This window comes from Ramlibacter aquaticus (genome assembly GCF_015159745.1).
In the GTDB taxonomy this organism is placed as follows: domain Bacteria; phylum Pseudomonadota; class Gammaproteobacteria; order Burkholderiales; family Burkholderiaceae_C; genus Ramlibacter; species Ramlibacter aquaticus.
The window spans coordinates 1-19,690 of record NZ_JADDOJ010000044.1; the positions used below are offsets into that span (position 1 = coordinate 1).

The 19,690-nt window shown below is 68.6% G+C and carries 18 protein-coding genes; all 18 read left to right on the plus strand.

What is annotated here, in order from left to right; translation table 11 throughout:
• The first annotated feature begins 171 nt into the window (after positions 1-171).
• Positions 172-924 carry a 30S ribosomal protein S2 gene (rpsB, locus tag IM725_RS11795; RefSeq protein ID WP_193780796.1) on the plus strand — a complete coding sequence of 251 codons (753 nt, stop codon included), beginning with the start codon at positions 172-174 and terminating at the stop codon, positions 922-924.
• A gap of 75 nt (positions 925-999) precedes the next feature.
• Positions 1,000-1,893 (plus strand): translation elongation factor Ts, encoded by an 894-nt coding sequence (gene tsf, locus IM725_RS11800; protein ID WP_193780797.1) that lies wholly within the window; start codon positions 1,000-1,002, stop codon positions 1,891-1,893.
• Positions 1,894-2,014: 121 nt separating this feature from the next.
• Entirely contained in the window at positions 2,015-2,737 is a 723-nt protein-coding gene (gene pyrH / locus IM725_RS11805; protein WP_193780798.1) for a UMP kinase, read from the plus strand.
• Positions 2,738-2,753: 16 nt separating this feature from the next.
• Positions 2,754-3,317: a ribosome recycling factor gene (gene frr / locus IM725_RS11810; RefSeq protein ID WP_193780799.1), complete on the plus strand. Its 564-nt coding sequence runs from the start codon at positions 2,754-2,756 to the stop codon at positions 3,315-3,317.
• Positions 3,318-3,329: 12 nt separating this feature from the next.
• Positions 3,330-4,061, plus strand: a complete 732-nt coding sequence (gene uppS, locus IM725_RS11815; RefSeq protein ID WP_193780800.1) for a polyprenyl diphosphate synthase — start codon at positions 3,330-3,332, stop codon at positions 4,059-4,061.
• On the plus strand, positions 4,061-4,915 hold the full coding sequence (locus tag IM725_RS11820; protein WP_193780801.1) for a phosphatidate cytidylyltransferase: 855 nt from the start codon (positions 4,061-4,063) through the stop codon (positions 4,913-4,915). The genes uppS and IM725_RS11820 overlap by 1 nt, the downstream gene beginning before the upstream one ends.
• Positions 4,912-6,111: a 1-deoxy-D-xylulose-5-phosphate reductoisomerase gene (ispC, locus tag IM725_RS11825; RefSeq protein ID WP_193780802.1), complete on the plus strand. Its 1,200-nt coding sequence runs from the start codon at positions 4,912-4,914 to the stop codon at positions 6,109-6,111. Before IM725_RS11820 ends, ispC begins: the two co-directional genes overlap by 4 nt.
• Before the next feature lie 27 nt (positions 6,112-6,138).
• Positions 6,139-7,506, plus strand: a complete 1,368-nt coding sequence (gene rseP / locus IM725_RS11830; RefSeq protein ID WP_193780803.1) for an RIP metalloprotease RseP — start codon at positions 6,139-6,141, stop codon at positions 7,504-7,506.
• A 45-nt stretch (positions 7,507-7,551) separates the two neighbouring features.
• On the plus strand, positions 7,552-9,846 hold the full coding sequence (bamA, locus tag IM725_RS11835) for an outer membrane protein assembly factor BamA (protein WP_193780804.1): 2,295 nt from the start codon (positions 7,552-7,554) through the stop codon (positions 9,844-9,846).
• The gene (locus IM725_RS11840) at positions 9,846-10,361 is read left to right on the plus strand and encodes an OmpH family outer membrane protein (protein WP_193780805.1); all 516 of its coding nucleotides are present in this window, start codon (positions 9,846-9,848) and stop codon (positions 10,359-10,361) included. Before bamA ends, IM725_RS11840 begins: the two co-directional genes overlap by 1 nt.
• A gap of 1 nt (position 10,362) precedes the next feature.
• Positions 10,363-11,331 carry a UDP-3-O-(3-hydroxymyristoyl)glucosamine N-acyltransferase gene (gene lpxD / locus IM725_RS11845; RefSeq protein ID WP_193780806.1) on the plus strand — a complete coding sequence of 323 codons (969 nt, stop codon included), beginning with the start codon at positions 10,363-10,365 and terminating at the stop codon, positions 11,329-11,331.
• A complete protein-coding gene (gene fabZ / locus IM725_RS11850) occupies positions 11,328-11,768 on the plus strand; it encodes a 3-hydroxyacyl-ACP dehydratase FabZ (RefSeq protein WP_193780807.1) in 441 nt (146 codons plus the stop codon). Before lpxD ends, fabZ begins: the two co-directional genes overlap by 4 nt.
• Positions 11,765-12,553: an acyl-ACP--UDP-N-acetylglucosamine O-acyltransferase gene (lpxA, locus tag IM725_RS11855; protein WP_193780808.1), complete on the plus strand. Its 789-nt coding sequence runs from the start codon at positions 11,765-11,767 to the stop codon at positions 12,551-12,553. The genes fabZ and lpxA overlap by 4 nt, the downstream gene beginning before the upstream one ends.
• Positions 12,554-12,557: 4 nt before the next feature.
• Positions 12,558-13,688: a lipid-A-disaccharide synthase gene (gene lpxB / locus IM725_RS11860; RefSeq protein WP_193780809.1), complete on the plus strand. Its 1,131-nt coding sequence runs from the start codon at positions 12,558-12,560 to the stop codon at positions 13,686-13,688.
• Positions 13,660-14,313 (plus strand): ribonuclease HII, encoded by a 654-nt coding sequence (gene rnhB / locus IM725_RS11865; protein WP_193780810.1) that lies wholly within the window; start codon positions 13,660-13,662, stop codon positions 14,311-14,313. The genes lpxB and rnhB overlap by 29 nt, the downstream gene beginning before the upstream one ends.
• Positions 14,310-15,089 carry a TrmH family RNA methyltransferase gene (locus IM725_RS11870; RefSeq protein ID WP_193780811.1) on the plus strand — a complete coding sequence of 260 codons (780 nt, stop codon included), beginning with the start codon at positions 14,310-14,312 and terminating at the stop codon, positions 15,087-15,089. Before rnhB ends, IM725_RS11870 begins: the two co-directional genes overlap by 4 nt.
• Before the next feature lie 181 nt (positions 15,090-15,270).
• The gene (carA, locus tag IM725_RS11875; protein WP_193780812.1) at positions 15,271-16,434 is read left to right on the plus strand and encodes a glutamine-hydrolyzing carbamoyl-phosphate synthase small subunit; all 1,164 of its coding nucleotides are present in this window, start codon (positions 15,271-15,273) and stop codon (positions 16,432-16,434) included.
• Positions 16,435-19,689 (plus strand): carbamoyl-phosphate synthase large subunit, encoded by a 3,255-nt coding sequence (gene carB, locus IM725_RS11880; protein ID WP_193780813.1) that lies wholly within the window; start codon positions 16,435-16,437, stop codon positions 19,687-19,689. It begins immediately after the preceding gene.
• The last annotated feature ends 1 nt before the right edge of the window (position 19,690 follow it).

Below are 19,690 nucleotides of genomic sequence, written 5' to 3' on the forward strand. Positions count from 1 at the left end.
CGGCAGGGTGGGGCGTGCTACAATCTACGGGTTTTGCCGATGGGCCCCGCCATGTCGGCAAGGCAAAACGTTTTTCCCTTCAATCGCGAATCCATCCCACCAAGGTGTCGCTGTCCCGTACGGGGCAGCGATTGCGGGGCGGATTTTAGACCCAACCTTCAGGAATACATCATGTCCGTGTCCATGCGCGAAATGCTGGAAGCCGGTGTCCACTTCGGTCACCAGACCCGCTTCTGGAACCCCAAGATGGCCCCCTACATCTTCGGCCATCGCAACAAGATCCACATCGTCAACCTGGAAAAGTCGCTCCCGCTCTTCCAGGACGCGTGCAAGTTCGCCAAGCAGCTGTCCGCCAACCGCGGCACCATCCTGATGGTGGGCACCAAGCGCCAGGCCCGCGAGATCGTCTCCGGCGAAGCCCGCCGCGCCGGCGTGCCCTTCGTCGACCAGCGCTGGCTGGGCGGCATGCTGACCAACTTCAAGACGGTCAAGACCTCCATCAAGCGCCTCAAGGACATGAAGGCCCAGCAGGAAGCCGGCCTGGAATCCATGAGCAAGAAGGAACAGCTGATGTTCGCCCGCGAGATGGAAAAGCTCGAGAAGGACATCGGCGGCATCCAGGACATGAACAGCCTGCCGGACGCCATCTTCGTGATCGACGTGGGCTTCCACAAGATCGCCGTGTCCGAAGCCAAGAAGCTGGGCATACCGCTGATCGGCGTGGTCGACACCAACCACTCGCCCGAAGGCATCGACTACGTGATCCCCGGCAACGACGACTCGGCCAAGGCCGTCGCCCTGTATGCCCGCGGCATTGCCGACGCGATCCTGGAAGGCCGCAACAACGCGGTCAATGACGTGGTCAAGGCCGTGTCCGAAGGCAGCGACGAATTCGTGGAAGTGCAGGAAGGCGCATCCGCCTGATTGCCCTCGGCAACGCATCCGACGAGGGGGCTTTCGGGCCCCCTTTGACCATCCGATTCAAAGAAAGGTAACAAAATGGCTGCTATCACCGCGAGCATGGTCGCCGAACTGCGCGCCAAGACCGACGCCCCGATGATGGAGTGCAAGAAGGCGCTCACCGAGGCCGAAGGCAACATGGAGAAGGCCGAGGAGATCCTGCGGGTCAAGCTCGGCAACAAGGCCGGCAAGGCCGCCTCCCGCATCACCGCCGAAGGCGTGGTGTCCGCCTTCATCGAAGGCAGCACCGGCGCGATCGTCGAGACCAACTGCGAAACCGACTTCGTCACCAAGAACGACAGCTTCCTGGCCATGGCTCGTGCCGCTGCCGAGCTGGTTGCCAAGAACAACCCGGCCGACGTGGCCGCGCTGTCCGCGCTGCCCTACAGCCAGGACGGCTTCGGCCCCACCCTGGAAGACGTGCGCAAGGGCCTGATCGGCAAGATCGGCGAGAACATGAGCTTCCGCCGCTTCAAGCGCTTCGAAGGCGCCGGCAAGCTGGCCAGCTACCTGCACGGCACCCGCATCGGCGTGGTCGTCGCCTACGAGGGCGAGGACGTGGCCGCCAAGGACGTCGCCATGCACGTCGCCGCCATGAAGCCGGTCGCGCTGACCTCGGCCGACGTGCCGGCCGAGCTGATCGAGAAGGAGCGCAACGTCGCCACCGCCAAGGCCGCCGAATCCGGCAAGCCGGCCGACATCGCTGCCAAGATGATCGAAGGCTCGGTGCAGAAGTACCTGAAGGAAGTCTCGCTGTTCAACCAGCCCTTCGTGAAGAACGACAAGCAGACCGTCGAGCAGATGCTCAAGGCCGCCGGCACCACCGTCAAGGGTTTCACCCTGTACGTGGTCGGCGAGGGCATCGAGAAGAAGGTGGACGACTTCGCGGCCGAAGTGGCGGCCCAGGTCGCCGCGGCCAAGCAAGCCGCCTGATAATGGCAGGGGCTGCCACGCGCGGCCCCGGCCATGGCCGGATGGGGGGCTGACCTCATCCGCCACCCGGCGGCGCGAGCCGCGCAGTCATTTGTCATCGCACAGGAAGAGGAAAGCCTAGATGCCCGAACCCCGGCCCGCCCACAAGCGAATCCTGCTCAAGCTTTCTGGCGAGGCCCTGATGGGCGATGACGCCTTCGGCATCAACCGGGCCACCATCGTGCGCATGGTGGAAGAGGTGGCCGAGGTCGTGAACATGGGCGTCGAGGTGGCCATCGTCATCGGCGGCGGCAACATCTTCCGCGGCGTCGCGGGCGGTGCCGTCGGCATGGACCGCGCCACGGCCGATTACATGGGCATGCTGGCCACGGTGATGAACTCGCTGGCCCTGGCCGATGCGATGAACAAGCAGGGCCTGATCGCCCGCGTGATGTCGGCGATCGGCATCGAGCAGGTGGTCGAGCCCTACGTGCGCCCCAAGGCGCTGCAGTACCTGGAGGAGGGCAAGGTGGTGGTCTTCGCGGCTGGCACCGGCAACCCCTTCTTCACCACCGACACCGCCGCCGCGCTGCGCGGCGCCGAGATCGGCGCCGAACTGGTGCTCAAGGCGACCAAGGTGGATGGCGTCTACACCGCCGACCCCAAGAAGGACCCGTCCGCGACGCGCTACACCCGCATCTCGTTCGACGAGGCCATCACCCAGAACCTGGGCATCATGGACGCCACCGCGTTCGCGCTGTGCCGCGACCAGAAGCTGCCGATCAAGGTGTTCTCGATCTTCAAGCATGGCGCCCTGCGTCGCGTGGTGCTGGGCGAGGACGAGGGCACCCTGGTCTACGCCTGAGCACGAGGAGGAAAGCATGAACAGCATCCCCGACATCAAGAAATCGACCGAAGCCAAGATGGACCAGTCCATCCAGGCCTTCAAGAACAACCTGACCAAGATCCGCACCGGCCGCGCTAACCCGGCCCTGCTGGACACCGTGCAGGTGGACTACTACGGCAGCATGGTGCCCATCAGCCAGGTGGCCAACGTCTCGCTGATCGACGCCCGCACCATTGGCGTGCAGCCCTGGGAAAAGGGCATGGGCGCCAAGATCGAGAAGGCCATCCGCGAAAGCGACCTGGGGCTGAACCCGGCCTCCATGGGCGACCTGATCCGCGTGCCCATGCCGCCCATGAGCGAGGAGCGCCGCAAGGAGATGACCAAGCTGGTGCGCCAGGAGGGCGAGGGCGCGAAGATCGCGATCCGCAACCTGCGCCGCGACGCCAACGAGCACGTGAAGAAGCTGGTCAAGGACAAGCAGGCCTCGGAAGACGACCAGAAGCGCGCCGAAGCCGACGTGCAGAAGGTCACCGACCGGCACATCGCCGAGATCGACCAGCTGGTGCACGCCAAGGAACAGGAAATCCTGGCCGTCTGACGGTCCGCTGCCATGGCTTCCACCGCGACGCACACCGTTCCCCACCACGTGGCCATCGTGATGGACGGCAACGGCCGCTGGGCCACCCGGCGCTACCTGCCCCGCGTGGCCGGCCACAAGAAGGGCGTGGACGCGCTGCGCGCCTGCGTGCGCCACTGCGGCAACCGCGGCATCAAGGTGCTGACGGTGTTCGCGTTCTCCTCCGAGAACTGGAACCGCCCGGCCGATGAGGTGAGCGGCCTGATGGACCTGCTGGGCGTGGCCCTGGCACGCGAGATCCCGGCCCTGAAGGCCGAGGGCGTGCGCGTGCACTTCGTCGGGGACCGCTCCAAGCTGTCCGAGAAGGTGCGCGCCGGCCTGGCCGCGGCCGAGGCCAGCACGGCGTCGAACAGCCGGCTCATCTTCAACATCTGCTTCAACTACGGCGGCCGCTGGGACATCGCCCAGGCCGCCGCGCGCCTGGCTGCCGAGGGCAAGCCCATCGACGAGCAGTCGCTGGACGCCTGCCTGGGCCTGTCCCACGTGCCCGACCCGGACCTGCTCATCCGCACCGGCGGCGAGCGGCGCCTCTCCAACTTCCTGCTCTGGCAGTCGGCCTACGCCGAGCTCTACTTCAGCGACAAGCTGTGGCCCGAGTTCGACGACGCCGCGCTGGACGCCGCGATCGCCGACTACGCCCAGCGCGAACGCCGCTTCGGCAAGACCTCCGAGCAGCTCGTGCGTCCCGTCCCCAAGGTGGCCTGATGCTGCTCCAGCGCGTCATCACGGCGCTGGTCCTGCTGGCAATCCTGCTGCCTGCGCTCTTCGCGAATTCCCCGGTTCCGTTCACCGCCGTCGTGCTGGTGCTGATCGCCGCCGGCGGCTGGGAATGGGGCCGCCTGAACGGCCGCGGCCAGGCCGTGTCCATGGCCTGCGGCCTGGCCTGCCTGCTGCTGTGCCTGGCGGCCTGGCAGGCCGGCTGGACCACGCGCCCCCTGCACGGCCTGTGGCTGGCCGCGGGCGCCGCGTGGGTGGCCGTCGCGGCGCTGCTGCTGCGCGCGGGCGTGGCCGGCTGGCCGCGCATCCCGCTGGCGCTGCGCCTGCCCGTGGGCATCCTGGCGCTCTGGCTGGCCTGGCTGGCCGTGGCCCAGGCCCGTGCCATCGGCATCAATTTCCTGCTCTCCGTGCTGGTGCTGGTCTGGGTGGCCGACATCGGCGCCTACTTCGCGGGCCGGACCTTCGGCCTGCGCTTCACCCGCGGCAAGCTGGCCCCGTCCATCAGCCCCGGCAAGAGCTGGGAAGGCGTGTGGGGCGGCTTCCTGGGCGTGCTGGTGCTGGCCCTGGCCTGGGTCGCGGCCGACCGGCATTTCGGCGCCCTGGTGCCCAGCCTCTACAGCCGCCTCCTGGGCCGCGGCTGGTGGCTGCTGGCCGCGGCCCTGGTCTTCCTGGTCGCCATGAGCGTGGCCGGTGACCTGGTCGAGTCGCTGGTCAAGCGGGCGGCGGGCGCCAAGGATTCCAGCCGGCTGCTGCCGGGCCACGGTGGGGTGCTCGACCGTGTGGACGCGCTGCTGCCCACGCTGCCGCTGGCCCTGATGCTTTCCGGATTCACCTCGCCATGAACCGACCCCTGCAGCGCGTGGCCGTGCTCGGCGCCACCGGCTCCATCGGCGTGAACACGCTGGACGTGATCGCCCGCCACCCGGACCGCTTCGAGGTGTTCGCGCTGTCCGCCGCGCGCAGCGTGGACAAGCTGGCCCGGCAGTGCGAACAGTTCAAGCCGCGCTATGCCGTGATGACCGACGAGTCGGCTGCGCGGGAACTGGCCGCGCGCCTGGCGTCCTATGGCCTGCAGACCCGCGTGCTCGCCGGGCCGAGCGCCCTGGTCGACATGGCGGAGCACCCCGAGGTGGACAGCGTGATGGCGGCCATCGTGGGCGCCGCCGGCCTGGCCTCCTGCCTGGCTGCAGCAAGGGCCGGCAAGCGCCTGCTGCTGGCCAACAAGGAGGCCCTGGTGGTGGGCGGCGAGCTGTTCATGCGCGCCGTGCGCGAGGGCGGGGCGCGCCTGCTGCCGATCGACAGCGAGCATTCGGCCATCTTCCAGTCCCTGCCCGAAGACCCCTCCACCTGGGACGCGCGGGTCGAGAAGATCATCCTCACCGCCTCGGGCGGCCCCTTCCGCCGGCGCGATCCCGCTTCGCTGCGCGAGGTCACGCCCGAGCAGGCGGTCGCGCACCCGAACTGGGTCATGGGCCGCAAGATCTCGGTCGACTCGGCCACCATGATGAACAAGGCGCTGGAGGTGATCGAGGCGCGCTTCCTGTTCGGCCTGGGGCCCGAGCGGCTGGAGGTGGTGATCCACCCGCAGAGCGTGATCCATTCGATGGTGCAGTACCGCGACACCTCGGTCGTGGCCCAGCTGGGCACGCCGGACATGCGGGTGCCCATCGCCTATGGGCTCGCCTGGCCCGAGCGCGTGGCCTCCGGCGCGCAGGCGCTGGACTTCCGCGCCCTGGCCGACATGAGCTTCGAGGCGCTGGACGCCCACGGCCACCGCGAGCGCTTCCCCGGCCTGGCCCTGGCCTGGGAAGCCCTGCGTGCGCCCGGCGGCACCACGGCCGTGCTCAACGCCGCCAACGAAGTGGCGGTGCAGGCCTTCCTCGATGGTGCGATCCGCTTCGACCAGATTCACCATGTGAACCTTGCAACTTTGGAGGCCGTGACGGCGTCCAACCCGGCAACGCTGGATGAGTTGCTCGCACTGGATGCCCAGGCCCGTGCCGCGGCTGGCGAGTCCGCCCGGCGCATGTCACACTGACCGCCTTCTGCTGAAAGGGCCCGGCACATGCTGACTGTCATCGCCTTCGTCGTCGCGCTCGGGGTGCTGATCGCGGTTCACGAGTGGGGCCACTACCGCGTCGCCGTCGCGTGCGGCGTCAAGGTGCTGCGCTTCTCGATCGGCTTCGGCCGCGGCGTGCTGCGCTGGAAGCCGCGACGCCAGCGCGCTGGCCAGGACACCGAGTTCTCCATCGGCCTGATCCCGTTGGGCGGCTACGTCAAGATGCTCGACGAGCGCGAGGGCCCGGTCGATCCGGCCGAGCGCCACCGGGCCTTCAACACGCAGCCCCTGTCCTCGCGGGCCCTCATCGTCGCGGCCGGGCCGGTCGCCAACCTGCTGCTGGCGGTGCTGCTGTACGCGGTCGTCAACTGGTGGGGCGTGATGGAGGCCAGGCCGGTCCTGGGCAGTCCGGTGGCCGGCTCCCTGGCCGCCCAGGCCGGCCTGCAGGGCGGCGAGGTGGCGCGCGCCGCCGCCTTCGAGGGCGAGGCGCCGCACGCGCTGCGCTCCTTCGAGGACCTGCGCTGGATGCTCACGCGCGGCGCCCTGGACGGGCGTGACGTGCTGCTCACCCTGGAGGACGGTCGCCGTACGCGCGAGCTGCGCATGCCGCTGTCCACCTTGCCCTCGCGCGAGGCCGACGCCCAGCTGTTCCGCCGCATCGGCCTGAACTCGCCCTGGACCCCGCCCGTCATCGGCGAGGTCATGAAGGGCGGGGCGGCCGAGCGCGCCGGCCTGCGCAAGGGCGACGTGGTGGTAAGCGCGGGCGGCGCCGCCATGGGGGACGGCCAGCAATTGCGCGAGTGGATCCGCGCCAGTGCCCAGGCCGGTACGCCGGCGGCCAGCACCTGGCAGGTGCGCCGCGACGGGCAGCTGCTGACGCTGCAGGTGCAACCGGACCTGGCCAACGACGGCGGCCACCGCATAGGCCGCATCGCCGCCTTCGTGGGGGCCGCGCCGGAGATGACGCTGGTGCGCTACGGGCCCGTCGACGGGCTGGTGAAGGGCGCCGCCAAGACCTGGGAGGTCTCGACGCTCACGCTGCGCATGATGGGGCGCATGGTCATGGGCGAGGCCTCGCTCAAGAACCTCAGTGGGCCGCTCACCATCGCCGACTACGCCGGCAAGTCGGCCAGCCTGGGGATGGTGCAGTACCTGATGTTCATCGCCCTGATCAGCGTCAGCCTGGGCGTGCTGAACCTGCTGCCGCTCCCGGTCCTCGATGGCGGGCACCTGATGTATTATCTTTGGGAGGCCGTCACGGGCAGGGGCGTGAGCGACGCCTGGATGGAGAGGCTGCAGCGTGGCGGGGTCGCGGTGCTGCTGGTCATGATGTCGATCGCACTGTTCAACGACGTCACCCGACTGTTTGGTTAATCTGATTTCCGCGCCTGCCGCTGCGGCGCGGGCCACCTTGATTCAATGAAGAAACACTTCCAGCGCTTCCGCGTGCGTTCCACCACGGCCGCCCTCGCGGTCCTGTTCGCGGCCAACGCCTGGGCGGTGGACCCGTTCACGGTGCGCGACATCCGGGTCGAGGGCCTGCAGCGCGTCGAGCCCGGCACCATCTTCGCCTCGCTGCCTTTCCGCATCGGCGAGCAGTACAACGACGAGAAGGGCTCGGCCGCCATCCGCGCGCTGTTCGACCTGGGCCTGTTCAAGGACGTGCGGCTGGAGGTGTCCGGCGACGTGCTGGTGGTGGTCGTGGAGGAGCGGCCCACGGTCGCCGAGGTCGACTTCTCCGGCATGCGCGAGTTCGACAAGGACGCGCTGCGCAAGGCGCTGCGCGAGATCGGCCTGACCGAGGGCCGCCCCTTCGACCAGAGCCTGGCCGACCGGGCCGTGCAGGAGCTCAAGCGCCAGTACATCAACAAGAGCCTGTACGGCGCCGAGATCGAGACCACGCTCACGCCGGTCGAGCGCAACCGCGTGAACCTGACCTTCACCATCACCGAAGGCCAGCCGGCGCGCATCAAGGAGATCCACGTCAACGGCAACCACGCGTTCAGCGAAAGCACGCTGCGTGGGCTGTTCGAGCTGGACACCGGGGGCTGGCTCTCCTGGTACACCAAGTCCGACCGCTATTCCCGCACCAAGCTCAACGCCGACCTGGAGACGCTCAAGTCCTACTACCTGGCGCGTGGCTACCTCGAGTTCCACATCGACTCGACGCAGGTCGCGATCTCGCCGGACAAGCAGGACATCTCCATCACCGTCAACGTGACCGAGGGCGAGCCCTACGTGGTCACGGGCGTGCGCCTGGAGGGCAACTACCTGGGCAAGGACGACGAGTTCAAGAGCCTGGTGACCATCCAGCCCGGTGAGCCCTACAACGCAGACCGCGTCACCCAGACCACGAAGGCCTTCACCGACTACTTCGGCAAGTTCGGCTTCGCCTTCGCCCAGGTCGAGGCGCGCCCGCAGATCGACCGGGCCAAGCACGAGGTCGGCTTCGTCATCGCCGCCGACCCGTCGCGCCGGGCCTATGTGCGCAAGGTCAACATCTCCGGCAACAGCCGCACCCGCGACGAAGTCATACGGCGCGAGTTCCGCCAGTTCGAGTCCTCCTGGTACGACGGCGACCGCATCAAGCTCTCGCGCGACCGGGTCGACCGCCTGGGCTACTTCAAGGAGGTGAACATCGACACCTCCGACGTGCCGGGCGCCCCGGACCAGGTCGACCTGAACCTCAGCGTGACCGAGAAGCCCACCGGCAGCCTGCAGCTGGGCGCCGGCTTCTCCAGTGCCGACAAGCTCTCGCTCTCGTTCTCCATCAAGCAGGAGAACGCGTTCGGCAGCGGCAACTACCTGGGCATGGAAGTCAATACCAGCAAGTACAACCGGACCATCGCCTTCACCTCGGTGGACCCGTACTTCACCCCGGACGGCATCTCCCGCTCCATCGACATCTACCACCGCTCCTCGCGTCCCTACGAGGACCAGGGCGGCAACTACCGCCTGGTGACCTCGGGCGCGGGCCTGCGCTTCGGCGTGCCCTTCAGCGAGGTCGACACCGTGTTCTTCGGCGGCGCGCTGGAGCGCATGACCATCGAGCCCGGCACCAACATTCCGGCGGCCTACCTCGCCTACGCCGAGCAGTACGGCTACACCAGCAACGTGGTGCCGCTCACGGTGGGCTGGTCGCGCGACAGCCGCGACTCGGCGCTCACGCCCAACAGCGGCCGCTACCAGCGCGTCAGCGGCGAGCTGGGCGTGGCGGGCTCCGGCCGCTACCTGCGCACGAACTACCAGTTCCAGCAGTACGTCCCCCTGTCCAAGAAGTTCACCCTGGCCTTCAACACCGAGCTGGGTTACGGCAAGGGGCTGGGTGGGCAGGCCTTCCCGGTCTTCAAGAACTTCTACTCCGGCGGCCTGGGCTCTGTGCGCGGCTTCGAGCAGGGCACCCTGGGCCCGCGTGACGTGACCGGCTCGGTCATCGGCGGCGCCAAGAAGATCACGCTCAACGGCGAGCTGGTGGCGCCCTTCCCGGGCGCGGGCAACGACAAGTCGCTGCGCATCTTCGGCTTCATCGACGCCGGCAACGTCTACGGCGAGAACGACAAGATGGACCTCGCCCAGATGCGTGCCTCCACCGGCGTGGGCCTGTCCTGGATCTCCCCGGTCGGCCCGCTGCGCATCGCCATTGCCCATCCGGTGCGCAAGTTCGCCGGCGATAGAATCCAGAAACTCCAATTCCAGATCGGAACTTCCTTCTGATGCAGACCCTGTCCCGTCTCTGCCTGCCGGCCCTGGTGGCCCTGTCCACGCTGCTGGCGCCCGCGCTGGCCGCGGCCGACGAAGTCAAGCTGGGGTTCGTCAACACCGACCGCATCTTCCGCGAGGCCAACACCGCCAAGGCCGCGCAGTCCAAGCTCGAGCAGGAGTTCTCCAAGCGCGAAAAGGACCTCACCGACATGGGCGCCGCGCTGAAGACGGCTTCCGACAAGTTCGAGCGCGAGGCCCCCACGCTGTCCGAGAGCCAGCGCGCGCAACGGCAGAAGCAGCTCGTCGACCAGGACCGTGACTTCCAGCGCAAGCGCCGTGAATTCCAGGAAGACCTGAACGCCCGCAAGAACGAGGAACTGCAGCAGGTGCTGGAGCGCGCGAACCGCGTGGTGCGCCAGGTCGCCGAGCAGGAGAAGTACGACGTGATCCTGCAGGATGCGGTCTACATCAACCCGCGCCTGGACATCACGGACAAGGTGATCAAGGCCCTCAACGCGGCCAAGTGATGTGCAGTTGCGCCTGGCCGACATCGTCCAGAGCCTAGGCGGCGAGCTGCGGGGCGACCCGCAATGTGTGATCGAGGGCATCGCCCCGCTCGAATCGGCCCAGCCCGGCCAGATCGCCTTCCTCGCCAACCCGAAGTACCGCCAGCAGCTGGCCGCCTCGCGCGCCGGCTGCGTCATCGTGGGCGCTGCGCTCGCCGACGAAGCGCAGCAGCGCGGCGACTGCATCGTCACGCCCGACCCCTACCTGTACTACGCCCGGCTCACCCAGCTGTGGAAGCGCGGCCTGGCCGCGGGCACCGGCCCGGCCATCCACCCCAGCGCGGTGGTCGACCCCGAGGCCGTGGTCGATGCCACGGCCCGCATCGGCCCCCTGTGCGTGGTGGAGCGCGGCGCCCGCATCGGCGCTGGCACGGTGCTCACCGCGCGCGTCAACGTGGGCGAGCGCTGCACCGTCGGCGAGCGCTGCATCCTGCACCCCGGCGTGGTCATAGGCGCCGACGGCTTCGGCTTCGCGCCGGACAAGGGCGCCTGGGTGAAGATCGAGCAGCTGGGCGCGGTGCGCATCGGCGACGACGTGGAGATCGGCGCCAACACCTGCATAGACCGCGGCGCCCTGGGCGACACGGTCATCGAGGACGGCGTCAAGCTGGACAACCTGATCCAGATCGCCCACAACGTGCGCATCGGCAAGCACACCGCCATGGCCGGCTGCGTGGGCGTGGCGGGCAGCGCCACCATCGGCGCGCACTGCACCGTGGGCGGCAGCGCCGGCATCCTGGGCCACCTCACCATCGCCGACCACGTGCACATCTCCTCGTTCACCCTGGTCACGCGGTCCATCCACGAGCCGGGCCAGTACACCGGCGTCTTTCCCATCGACGACAATGCGTCCTGGGAAAAGAACGCGGCCACGCTCAGGCAGCTGCACAAGCTGCGCGAGCGCGTGAAGGCCCTGGAGAAGAAGACATGATGGACATCCACGAAATCCTCAAGCAACTGCCCCACCGCTACCCGATCCTGCTGGTGGACCGGGTCCTCTCGGTCGAGAAGGGCAAGACCATACGCACCATCAAGAACGTCTCGATCAACGAGCCCTTCTTCATGGGCCATTTCCCCAAGCGCCCGGTGATGCCGGGCGTGCTGATGCTGGAGGCCATGGCGCAAAGCGCGGCCCTGCTGTCCTTCGCCTCGCTGGGCATCCAGCTGGACGACAACACGGTCTACTACTTCGCCGGCATCGACAACGCGCGCTTCAAGCGGCCCGTGGAGCCGGGCGACCAGCTGGTGATGGACGTGTCCATCGAGCGCCACAAGGCCGGCATCTTCAAGTTCCACGGCGAAGCCCGCGTGGACGGCGAGCTGGCCTGCGAGGCCGACCTGATGTGCACCATGCGGAAGGTGGCATGACGGCGGTCCACGCCACCGCTGTCGTCGACCCCCAGGCCGAGCTGCACCCCTCGGTCAGCGTGGGCCCCTACGCCGTCATCGGCCCGCATGTGAAGATAGGCGCCGGCACCACCGTGGGCCCGCACGCGGTGATCGAAGGCCACACCACCATCGGCCAGGACAACCGCATCTTCCAGTTCGCCTCCATAGGCGCCATCCCGCAGGACAAGAAGTACGACGGCGAACCCTGCGAACTGGTGATCGGCGACCGCAACACCATCCGCGAGTTCGTCACCTTCAACATCGGCTCGCCCGGCGGCGGGGCCGTCACGCGGATCGGCAGCGACAACTGGATCATGGCCTACGTGCACATCGCGCACGACTGCATCGTGGGCGACCACTGCACCATGGCCAACAACACCACGCTGGGCGGCCACGTGACGGTGGGGGACTGGGTCACCATCGGCGGGCTGTGCGGCATCCACCAGTTCACCAAGGTCGGGGCCCACGCCATGGTGGGCTTTGCCAGTGCCGTCTCGCAGGACGTGCCGCCCTTCCTGCTGGTGGACGGCAACCCCCTGCGCGTGGCCGGCGTGAACGTCACCGGCCTGAAGCGCCGCGACTTCAGCGACGAGCGCATCCGCGCGATCCGCCAGATGCACAAGCTGCTGTACCGCGAGGGCCGCACCCTGGCCGATGCGCGCGAGGCGATCGCCGAGCTGGCCCTGCAGGTGCCCGCCGCGTCCGCGGACGCCGCCCTGATGGGCGATTTCCTCGCCGCCGCCGAGCGCGGCATCGCGCGCTGACGCCATGCGGTTCTCGCTGGTCGCCGGCGAAGCGTCGGGCGACCTGCTCGGCGGCCTGCTGCTGCAGGGGCTGAACGCACGCTGGCCGGGCCTGGCCACCGACGGCATCGGCGGCCCGCGCATGCAGGCCCAGGGCTTCCAGTCCTGGGTGCCCTACGAACGCCTGGCCGTGAGCGGCTATGTCGAGGTGCTGCGCCACCTGCCCGGGTTGCTGCGGCTGCGGCGCGACCTTCGCGAGCGGCTGGCGGCGTACCCGCCGCAGGCCTTCATCGGCATCGACGCACCGGATTTCAACCTGGGCCTGGAGGCCTCCCTGCGCGAGCGCGGCCTGCGCACCGTGCACTTCGTGTGCCCCTCGATCTGGGCCTGGCGGGCCGAGCGCGTGCACAAGATCCGCGCCAGCGCCGACCACGTGCTGTGCCTCTTTCCCTTCGAGCCCGAGATCCTGCAGAAGGAGGGCATCGCCGCGACCTACGTGGGCCATCCGCTCGCCAACGTCATTCCCCAGCAGGTGGACCGCGCGGCCGCGCGCGCCGCGCTGGGGCTGCCGGGGGAGGGCGAGCTGCTGGCCGTGCTGCCAGGAAGCCGCGCCTCCGAGGTGGCTCGCCATGCCCTGCCGTTCCTGGCGGCGGCGCGGCGCGTGCGCGACGCGCGGCCGGGCCTGCGCATCGCGGTGCCCGCGATCCCCGCGCTGCGGCCGGCGGTGGAGCGGGCGGCGCGCGAGGCCGGGCTGGGCGCCGAATGCAGCATCTTCGAGGGCCGCTCGCACGAGGTGCTGGCGGCCTGTGACCTGACGCTGATCGCCAGCGGCACCGCCACGCTGGAGGCGGCGCTGTTCAAGCGCCCCATGGTGATCGCCTACAAGGTCAGCCCGCTCACCTTTCGCATGATGTGGCCCAAGCGCCTGCAGCCCTGGATCGGCCTGCCCAACGTGTTGTGCCGCGATTTCGTCGTGCCCGAGCTGGTGCAGGAGGCCGCCAATCCCGAGTCCATGGCCCGCGCATGCTTGGAATGGCTGCAGTCCCCTGACAAAATGGCGGCCATTTCCCAGAGATTCAGCGCGCTGCACGAGCTGCTGCGACGCGACACCGCCCGCCTCGCCACCGATGCCATCGAAAAGACGATCCAAGCTTGAGCAGGGCCGGCTCGACTGGGACCCCGCGGGCCTGCTGGCCGGCGTGGACGAAGCCGGCCGCGGCCCCCTGGCCGGGCCGGTGGTGGCCGCGGCCGTGATCCTGGACGACACCAAGCGCATCCGCGGCCTGGCCGACTCCAAGGTGCTCACCCCCCTGCAGCGCGAGCGCCTGTACGACCAGATCATGGACAAGGCCTTGTGCTGCTCCGTCGCCCAGGCCTCGGTGGAAGAGATCGACAGCCTCAACATCCTGCACGCGACGATGCTGGCCATGAAGCGCGCCGTCGAGGGCCTGAGGCTCAAGCCGGCCAAGGTGCTGGTGGACGGCAACCGCCTGCCGCGCATCGAGGTGCTGGCCGAGGCCGTGGTCGGCGGCGACGCGACGGTGAAGTCGATCTCGGCCGCGTCCATCCTGGCCAAGGTGCACCGCGACCGCCTGCTCGCGCAGCTGCACGAGGAGTTCCCTCAGTACGGCTTCGCCGGCCACAAGGGCTACGGCACCCCCGAGCACCTGGAGGCCCTGCGCCTGCACGGGGCCTGCGTCCACCACCGGCGCTCCTTCGCCCCGGTGGCGGCCACCTTCACCACGCCGCAGGGCGCGGTGATCCAGCTGCGCACCGCGTGATCCAGGCGCAACCCATCCATTCGGCGGCGAATCCGCTGGTCAAGGACCTGCGCCGCCTCGCACAGGACGCAGGGGCCTACCGCAAGCAGGGGCGCGTCTGGCTGGAGGGCGATCACCTGTGCCGCGCGGCCCTGCAGCGCGGGGTGCTGCCCCAGCTCGCCGTCTTCGCCGACTCGCTGTGGGGCACCGAGGGCCACAACTGGCCGCTTGGCGGGACCCGCGTGGTGACCGTGCCCGACGAGCTGTTCCGCAGCCTGAGCGGGCTGGAATCCCCCGCACGCATGGGTTTCGTGCTGGCCTTGCCGCAGCCGCCCGCCGTCGCGGCCCAGGCGCCCACCGTGGTGCTGGACCGGCTGCAGGACGCCGGCAACGTGGGCTCCATCCTGCGCAGCGCTGCCGCCCTGGGATTCACCCAGGTGCTCGCGCTGCGGGGCACCGCCGGCCTGTGGAGCCCCAAGGTGCTGCGGGCCGGCATGGGCGCGCACTTCGGGCTGTCCCTGCTGGAGGGGCTGGCGCTGGACGCACTGGCGCCGCTGGCCGTGCCCATGCTGGCCACCAGTTCGCACCAGGGGGAGTTCCTGCACCGGGCCCGCCTGCCCTGGCCCTGCGCCTGGCTGATGGGCCACGAAGGGCAGGGCGTCTCGCCCGAACTGGCGGCCCGGGCCGGGCAGTGGGTGCGCATCGCCCAGCCGGGCGGGGAGGAGTCGCTCAACGTCGCGGCGGCCGCGGCGATCTGCCTGCACGCCAGCGCCGTAGGCGCGCTCACCTCAGGGTGAACCCTGGGTGCGCCGGGATTCCCGGGTTATAATCAGAGGCTTTCCCGCAAACCCCGTACGCCTAGCAAACGCCAGCCAATCCCCTGACAAGACAAATGCTCCGGCACTTCGCGCCGGGGCTCAGAAAGAGCGGATGCTCTTGAGCGCAGTTGGGCGTACCCGTCAACAATCGGAGAACCCAGTGCTTTTGTCTCATCAGGGAGCGAATCCCGCCGCCATCCTGGCGCTCGCAGACGGCACGGTCTTCATCGGCAATTCCATCGGCGCTCCCGGCGCCACCACCGGCGAAGTGGTGTTCAACACCGCCATCACCGGCTACCAGGAAATCCTGACCGACCCCAGCTACTGCCAGCAGATCGTCACGCTGACGTATCCGCACATCGGCAACTATGGGGTCAACGATGAAGACGTCGAAGCCGCCAAGGTGCATGCCGCGGGCCTGATCATCCGCGACCTGCCGCTCACCACCTCCAACTTCCGCGCCAGCCGCAGCCTGCCAGACTACCTGCGTGCCCAGGGCACGGTGGCGATCTCGGACATCGACACCCGCAAGCTGACCCGCCACCTGCGCACCCACGGCGCGCAGAACGGCTGCATCACGGCGCTGGCCGCCGGCGAGGCCGTCACCCAGGCGGTGATCGACAAGGCCATCGCCGCCGCCAAGGATGCGCCCTCCATGAGCGGGCTGGACCTGGCCCGGGTGGTCTCCGCGCGCGAGAGCTACCCCTGGACCCAGACGGAATGGAAGCTGGGCAGCGGCTACGGCACGCAGTCGGCCCCGCGCTTCCACGTGGTGGCCTACGACTTCGGCGTCAAGTTCAACATCCTGCGCATGCTGGCCGAGCGCGGCTGCCGCATCACCGTGGTGCCGGCGCAGACGCCGGCCTCGGAGGTGAAGAAGCTCAATCCCGACGGCGTGTTCCTGTCCAACGGCCCCGGCGACCCGGAGCCCTGCGACTACGCCATCGCCGCCACGCGCGAACTGATCGACGCCGGCTACCCCACCTTCGGCATCTGCCTGGGCCACCAGATCATGGCGCTGGCTTCGGGGGCGAAAACCTTCAAGATGAAGTTCGGCCACCACGGTGCCAACCACCCGGTCAAGGACCTGGACAACGGCCGCGTCTCCATCACCAGCCAGAACCACGGCTTCGCGGTGGACGAGAAGACGCTGCCCGCCAACCTGCGGGCCACCCACGTGAGCCTGTTCGACGGCACGCTGCAGGGCCTGGCCCGCACCGACCGCCCCGCCTTCTGCTTCCAGGGCCACCCGGAAGCCTCGCCCGGCCCGCACGACATCGCCTACCTGTTCGATCGCTTCGTGGCGCTGATGGAGAAAAAGTAAATGCCAAAGCGCAACGACCTCAAGAGCATCCTCATCATCGGCGCCGGCCCGATCGTCATCGGCCAGGCCTGCGAGTTCGACTACTCCGGCGTGCAGGCCTGCCGGGCCCTGCGCGAGGAGGGCTACAAGGTCATCCTGATCAACAGCAACCCGGCGACGATCATGACCGACCCGGCCACGGCCGACGTCACCTACATCGAGCCCATCACCTGGCAGACGGTCGAGAAGATCATCGCCAAGGAAAAGCCCGACGCCATCCTGCCCACCATGGGCGGCCAGACTGCGCTCAACTGCGCCCTGGACCTGTGGCACCACGGCGTGCTGGAGAAGCACGGCGTCGAGCTGATCGGCGCCACGCCCGAGGCCATCGACAAGGCCGAGGACCGGCAGAAGTTCAAGGAAGCGATGACCAAGATCGGGCTGGGCTCGGCCCGCTCGGGCATCGCCCACACCCTGGACGAGGCCTGGGCGGTGCAGAAGACCGTGGGCTTCCCGGCCGTGATCCGCCCCAGCTTCACGCTGGGAGGCACCGGCGGTGGCATCGCCTACAACGCCGAAGAGTTCGAGACCATCTGCAAGCGCGGCCTGGAGGCCTCGCCCACCAGCGAACTGCTGATCGAGGAATCGCTGCTCGGCTGGAAGGAGTACGAGATGGAAGTGGTCCGCGACAAGGCGGACAACTGCATCATCGTCTGCTCCATCGAGAACCTGGACCCGATGGGCGTGCACACCGGCGACTCGATCACTGTCGCGCCGGCGCAGACCCTGACGGACAAGGAATACCAGATCATGCGCAACGCCTCCATCGCGGTGCTGCGCGAGATCGGCGTGGACACGGGCGGCTCCAACGTGCAGTTCTCGATCAACCCGGCCGACGGCCGCATGATCGTGATCGAGATGAACCCGCGCGTGTCGCGCTCCTCGGCGCTGGCCTCCAAGGCCACGGGCTTCCCGATCGCCAAGGTCGCGGCCAAGCTGGCGGTGGGCTACACGCTCGACGAGCTGCGCAACGAGATCACCGGCGGCGCGACCCCGGCGAGCTTCGAGCCCAGCATCGACTACGTGGTCACCAAGATCCCGCGCTTCGCCTTCGAGAAGTTCCCGGCGGCCGATTCGCGCCTGACCACGCAGATGAAGTCCGTGGGCGAGGTCATGGCCATGGGCCGCACCTTCCAGGAGTCCTTCCAGAAGGCGCTTCGCGGCCTGGAAGTCGGCGTGGACGGCATGAACGAAAAGACCCAGGACCGCGAGGTGCTGGAGAAAGAGCTGGGCGCGCCCGGCCCCGAGCGCATCTGGTACGTGGGCGATGCCTTCGCCCTCGGCATGAGCGTCGAGGAAGTGCATGCGCTGACCAAGATCGACCCCTGGTTCCTGGTGCAGATCGAGGAGATCGTGCGCATCGAGCTGGAACTGGACGCGGTGACCGCCTCCCGCGGTGAAGGCACGCTGGCTTCGCTGGATGCCGGCGAACTGCGCATGCTCAAGCGCAAGGGCTTCTCCGACCGGCGCCTGGCCAAGCTGCTCAAGACCACCGAGAAGGCCGTGCGCGAGCACCGCCGTGGCCTGGGCGTGCGCCCGGTGTACAAGCGCGTGGACACCTGCGCCGCCGAGTTCGCCACCAACACGGCCTACATGTACTCGAGCTACGAGGACGAGTGCGAGGCCGAGCCGACGAACAGGAAGAAGATCATGGTGCTGGGCGGCGGGCCCAACCGCATCGGCCAGGGCATCGAGTTCGACTACTGCTGCGTGCACGCCGCGCTCGCCATGCGCGAGGACGGCTACGAGACCATCATGGTCAACTGCAACCCCGAGACGGTGTCCACCGACTACGACACCAGCGACCGGCTCTACTTCGAGCCGCTGACGCTGGAGGACGTGCTGGAGATCGTCGACAAGGAAAAGCCCACCGGCGTGATCGTGCAGTACGGCGGCCAGACGCCGCTGAAGCTCGCGCTGGGCCTGGAGGCCGAGGGCGTGCCCATCATCGGCACCAGCCCCGACATGATCGACGCCGCCGAGGACCGTGAGCGCTTCCAGAAGCTGCTGCACGAACTCGGCCTGCGCCAGCCGCCCAACGCCACCGCACGCACCGAGCAGGAAGCACTTGAGAAGGCGGCGGCCCTGGGCTACCCCCTGGTGGTGCGCCCCAGCTACGTGCTGGGCGGCCGCGCCATGGAGATCGTGCACGAGCAGCGCGACCTGGAGCGCTACATGCGCGAGGCCGTCAAGGTCAGCAACGACTCGCCCGTGCTGCTGGACCGCTTCCTGAACGACGCGATCGAGTGCGACGTGGACTGCCTGTCGGACGGCAGCCGCACCTTCATCGGCGGCGTGATGGAGCACATCGAGCAGGCTGGCGTGCACTCGGGCGACTCGGCCTGCTCGCTGCCCCCGTACTCGCTGTCCAAGGCAACCGTGGACGAGCTGAAGAAGCAGACCGCCGCCATGGCCAAGGCGCTGAACGTGGTGGGGCTCATGAACGTGCAGTTCGCCATCCAGCAGCAGGACGGCCAGGACGTGATCTACGTGCTGGAAGTGAACCCGCGCGCCTCGCGCACCGTGCCCTACGTCAGCAAGGCCACCGGCATCCAGCTGGCCAAGGTGGCGGCCCGCTGCATGGTGGGCCAGTCGCTGGATTCCCAGGGCCTGGGCGCCGAGGTGACGCCGCCTTACTTCAGCGTGAAGGAAGCGGTGTTCCCCTTCGTGAAGTTCCCCGGCGTGGACACCATCCTGGGCCCGGAGATGAAGTCCACCGGCGAAGTGATGGGCGTGGGCGCCACCTTCGGCGAGGCCTTCGTCAAGAGCCAGATGGGTGCAGGCACCAAGCTGCCGCGGCCCACCGACGCGGTGCGGAAGGTCTTCCTGACGGTGAAGAACAGCGACAAGCCGCGGGCGGTGCAGGTTGCGCGCCAGCTCGCCGGCATGGGCTTCGAGATCGTGGCCACCAAGGGCACGGCTGCGGCGATCTCGGCGGCCGGCGTGGCCTGCCAGCAGGTCAACAAGGTCACCGAGGGCCGCCCGCACGTGGTGGACATGATCAAGAACAACGAGATCTGCATGGTCATCAACACCGTGGAGGAGCGCCGCAACGCGATCGCCGATTCGCGCGCGATCCGCACTTCGGCCCTGCTGGCCCGCGTGACCACCTTCACCACCATCGCCGGCGCCGAAGCCGCGGTGGAGGGCATGAAGTACATGGACTCGCTGGGTGTGGTGTCCGTGCAGGAGATGCACGCCCAGCTGGCCGCCTGAG

Bases quoted from the DNA above. Each gene is read 5' to 3' on its own strand.
- rpsB (WP_193780796.1), top strand. From the start codon at position 172: ATGTCCGTGTCCATGCGCGAAATGCTGGAAGCCGGTGTCCACTTCGGT.
- tsf (WP_193780797.1), top strand. From the start codon at position 1,000: ATGGCTGCTATCACCGCGAGCATGGTCGCCGAACTGCGCGCCAAGACC.
- pyrH (WP_193780798.1), top strand. From the start codon at position 2,015: ATGCCCGAACCCCGGCCCGCCCACAAGCGAATCCTGCTCAAGCTTTCT.
- frr (WP_193780799.1), top strand. From the start codon at position 2,754: ATGAACAGCATCCCCGACATCAAGAAATCGACCGAAGCCAAGATGGAC.
- uppS (WP_193780800.1), top strand. From the start codon at position 3,330: ATGGCTTCCACCGCGACGCACACCGTTCCCCACCACGTGGCCATCGTG.
- IM725_RS11820 (WP_193780801.1), top strand. From the start codon at position 4,061: ATGCTGCTCCAGCGCGTCATCACGGCGCTGGTCCTGCTGGCAATCCTG.
- ispC (WP_193780802.1), top strand. From the start codon at position 4,912: ATGAACCGACCCCTGCAGCGCGTGGCCGTGCTCGGCGCCACCGGCTCC.
- rseP (WP_193780803.1), top strand. From the start codon at position 6,139: ATGCTGACTGTCATCGCCTTCGTCGTCGCGCTCGGGGTGCTGATCGCG.
- bamA (WP_193780804.1), top strand. From the start codon at position 7,552: ATGAAGAAACACTTCCAGCGCTTCCGCGTGCGTTCCACCACGGCCGCC.
- IM725_RS11840 (WP_193780805.1), top strand. From the start codon at position 9,846: ATGCAGACCCTGTCCCGTCTCTGCCTGCCGGCCCTGGTGGCCCTGTCC.
- fabZ (WP_193780807.1), top strand. From the start codon at position 11,328: ATGATGGACATCCACGAAATCCTCAAGCAACTGCCCCACCGCTACCCG.
- lpxA (WP_193780808.1), top strand. From the start codon at position 11,765: ATGACGGCGGTCCACGCCACCGCTGTCGTCGACCCCCAGGCCGAGCTG.
- lpxB (WP_193780809.1), top strand. From the start codon at position 12,558: ATGCGGTTCTCGCTGGTCGCCGGCGAAGCGTCGGGCGACCTGCTCGGC.
- rnhB (WP_193780810.1), top strand. From the start codon at position 13,660: ATGCCATCGAAAAGACGATCCAAGCTTGAGCAGGGCCGGCTCGACTGG.
- carB (WP_193780813.1), top strand. From the start codon at position 16,435: ATGCCAAAGCGCAACGACCTCAAGAGCATCCTCATCATCGGCGCCGGC.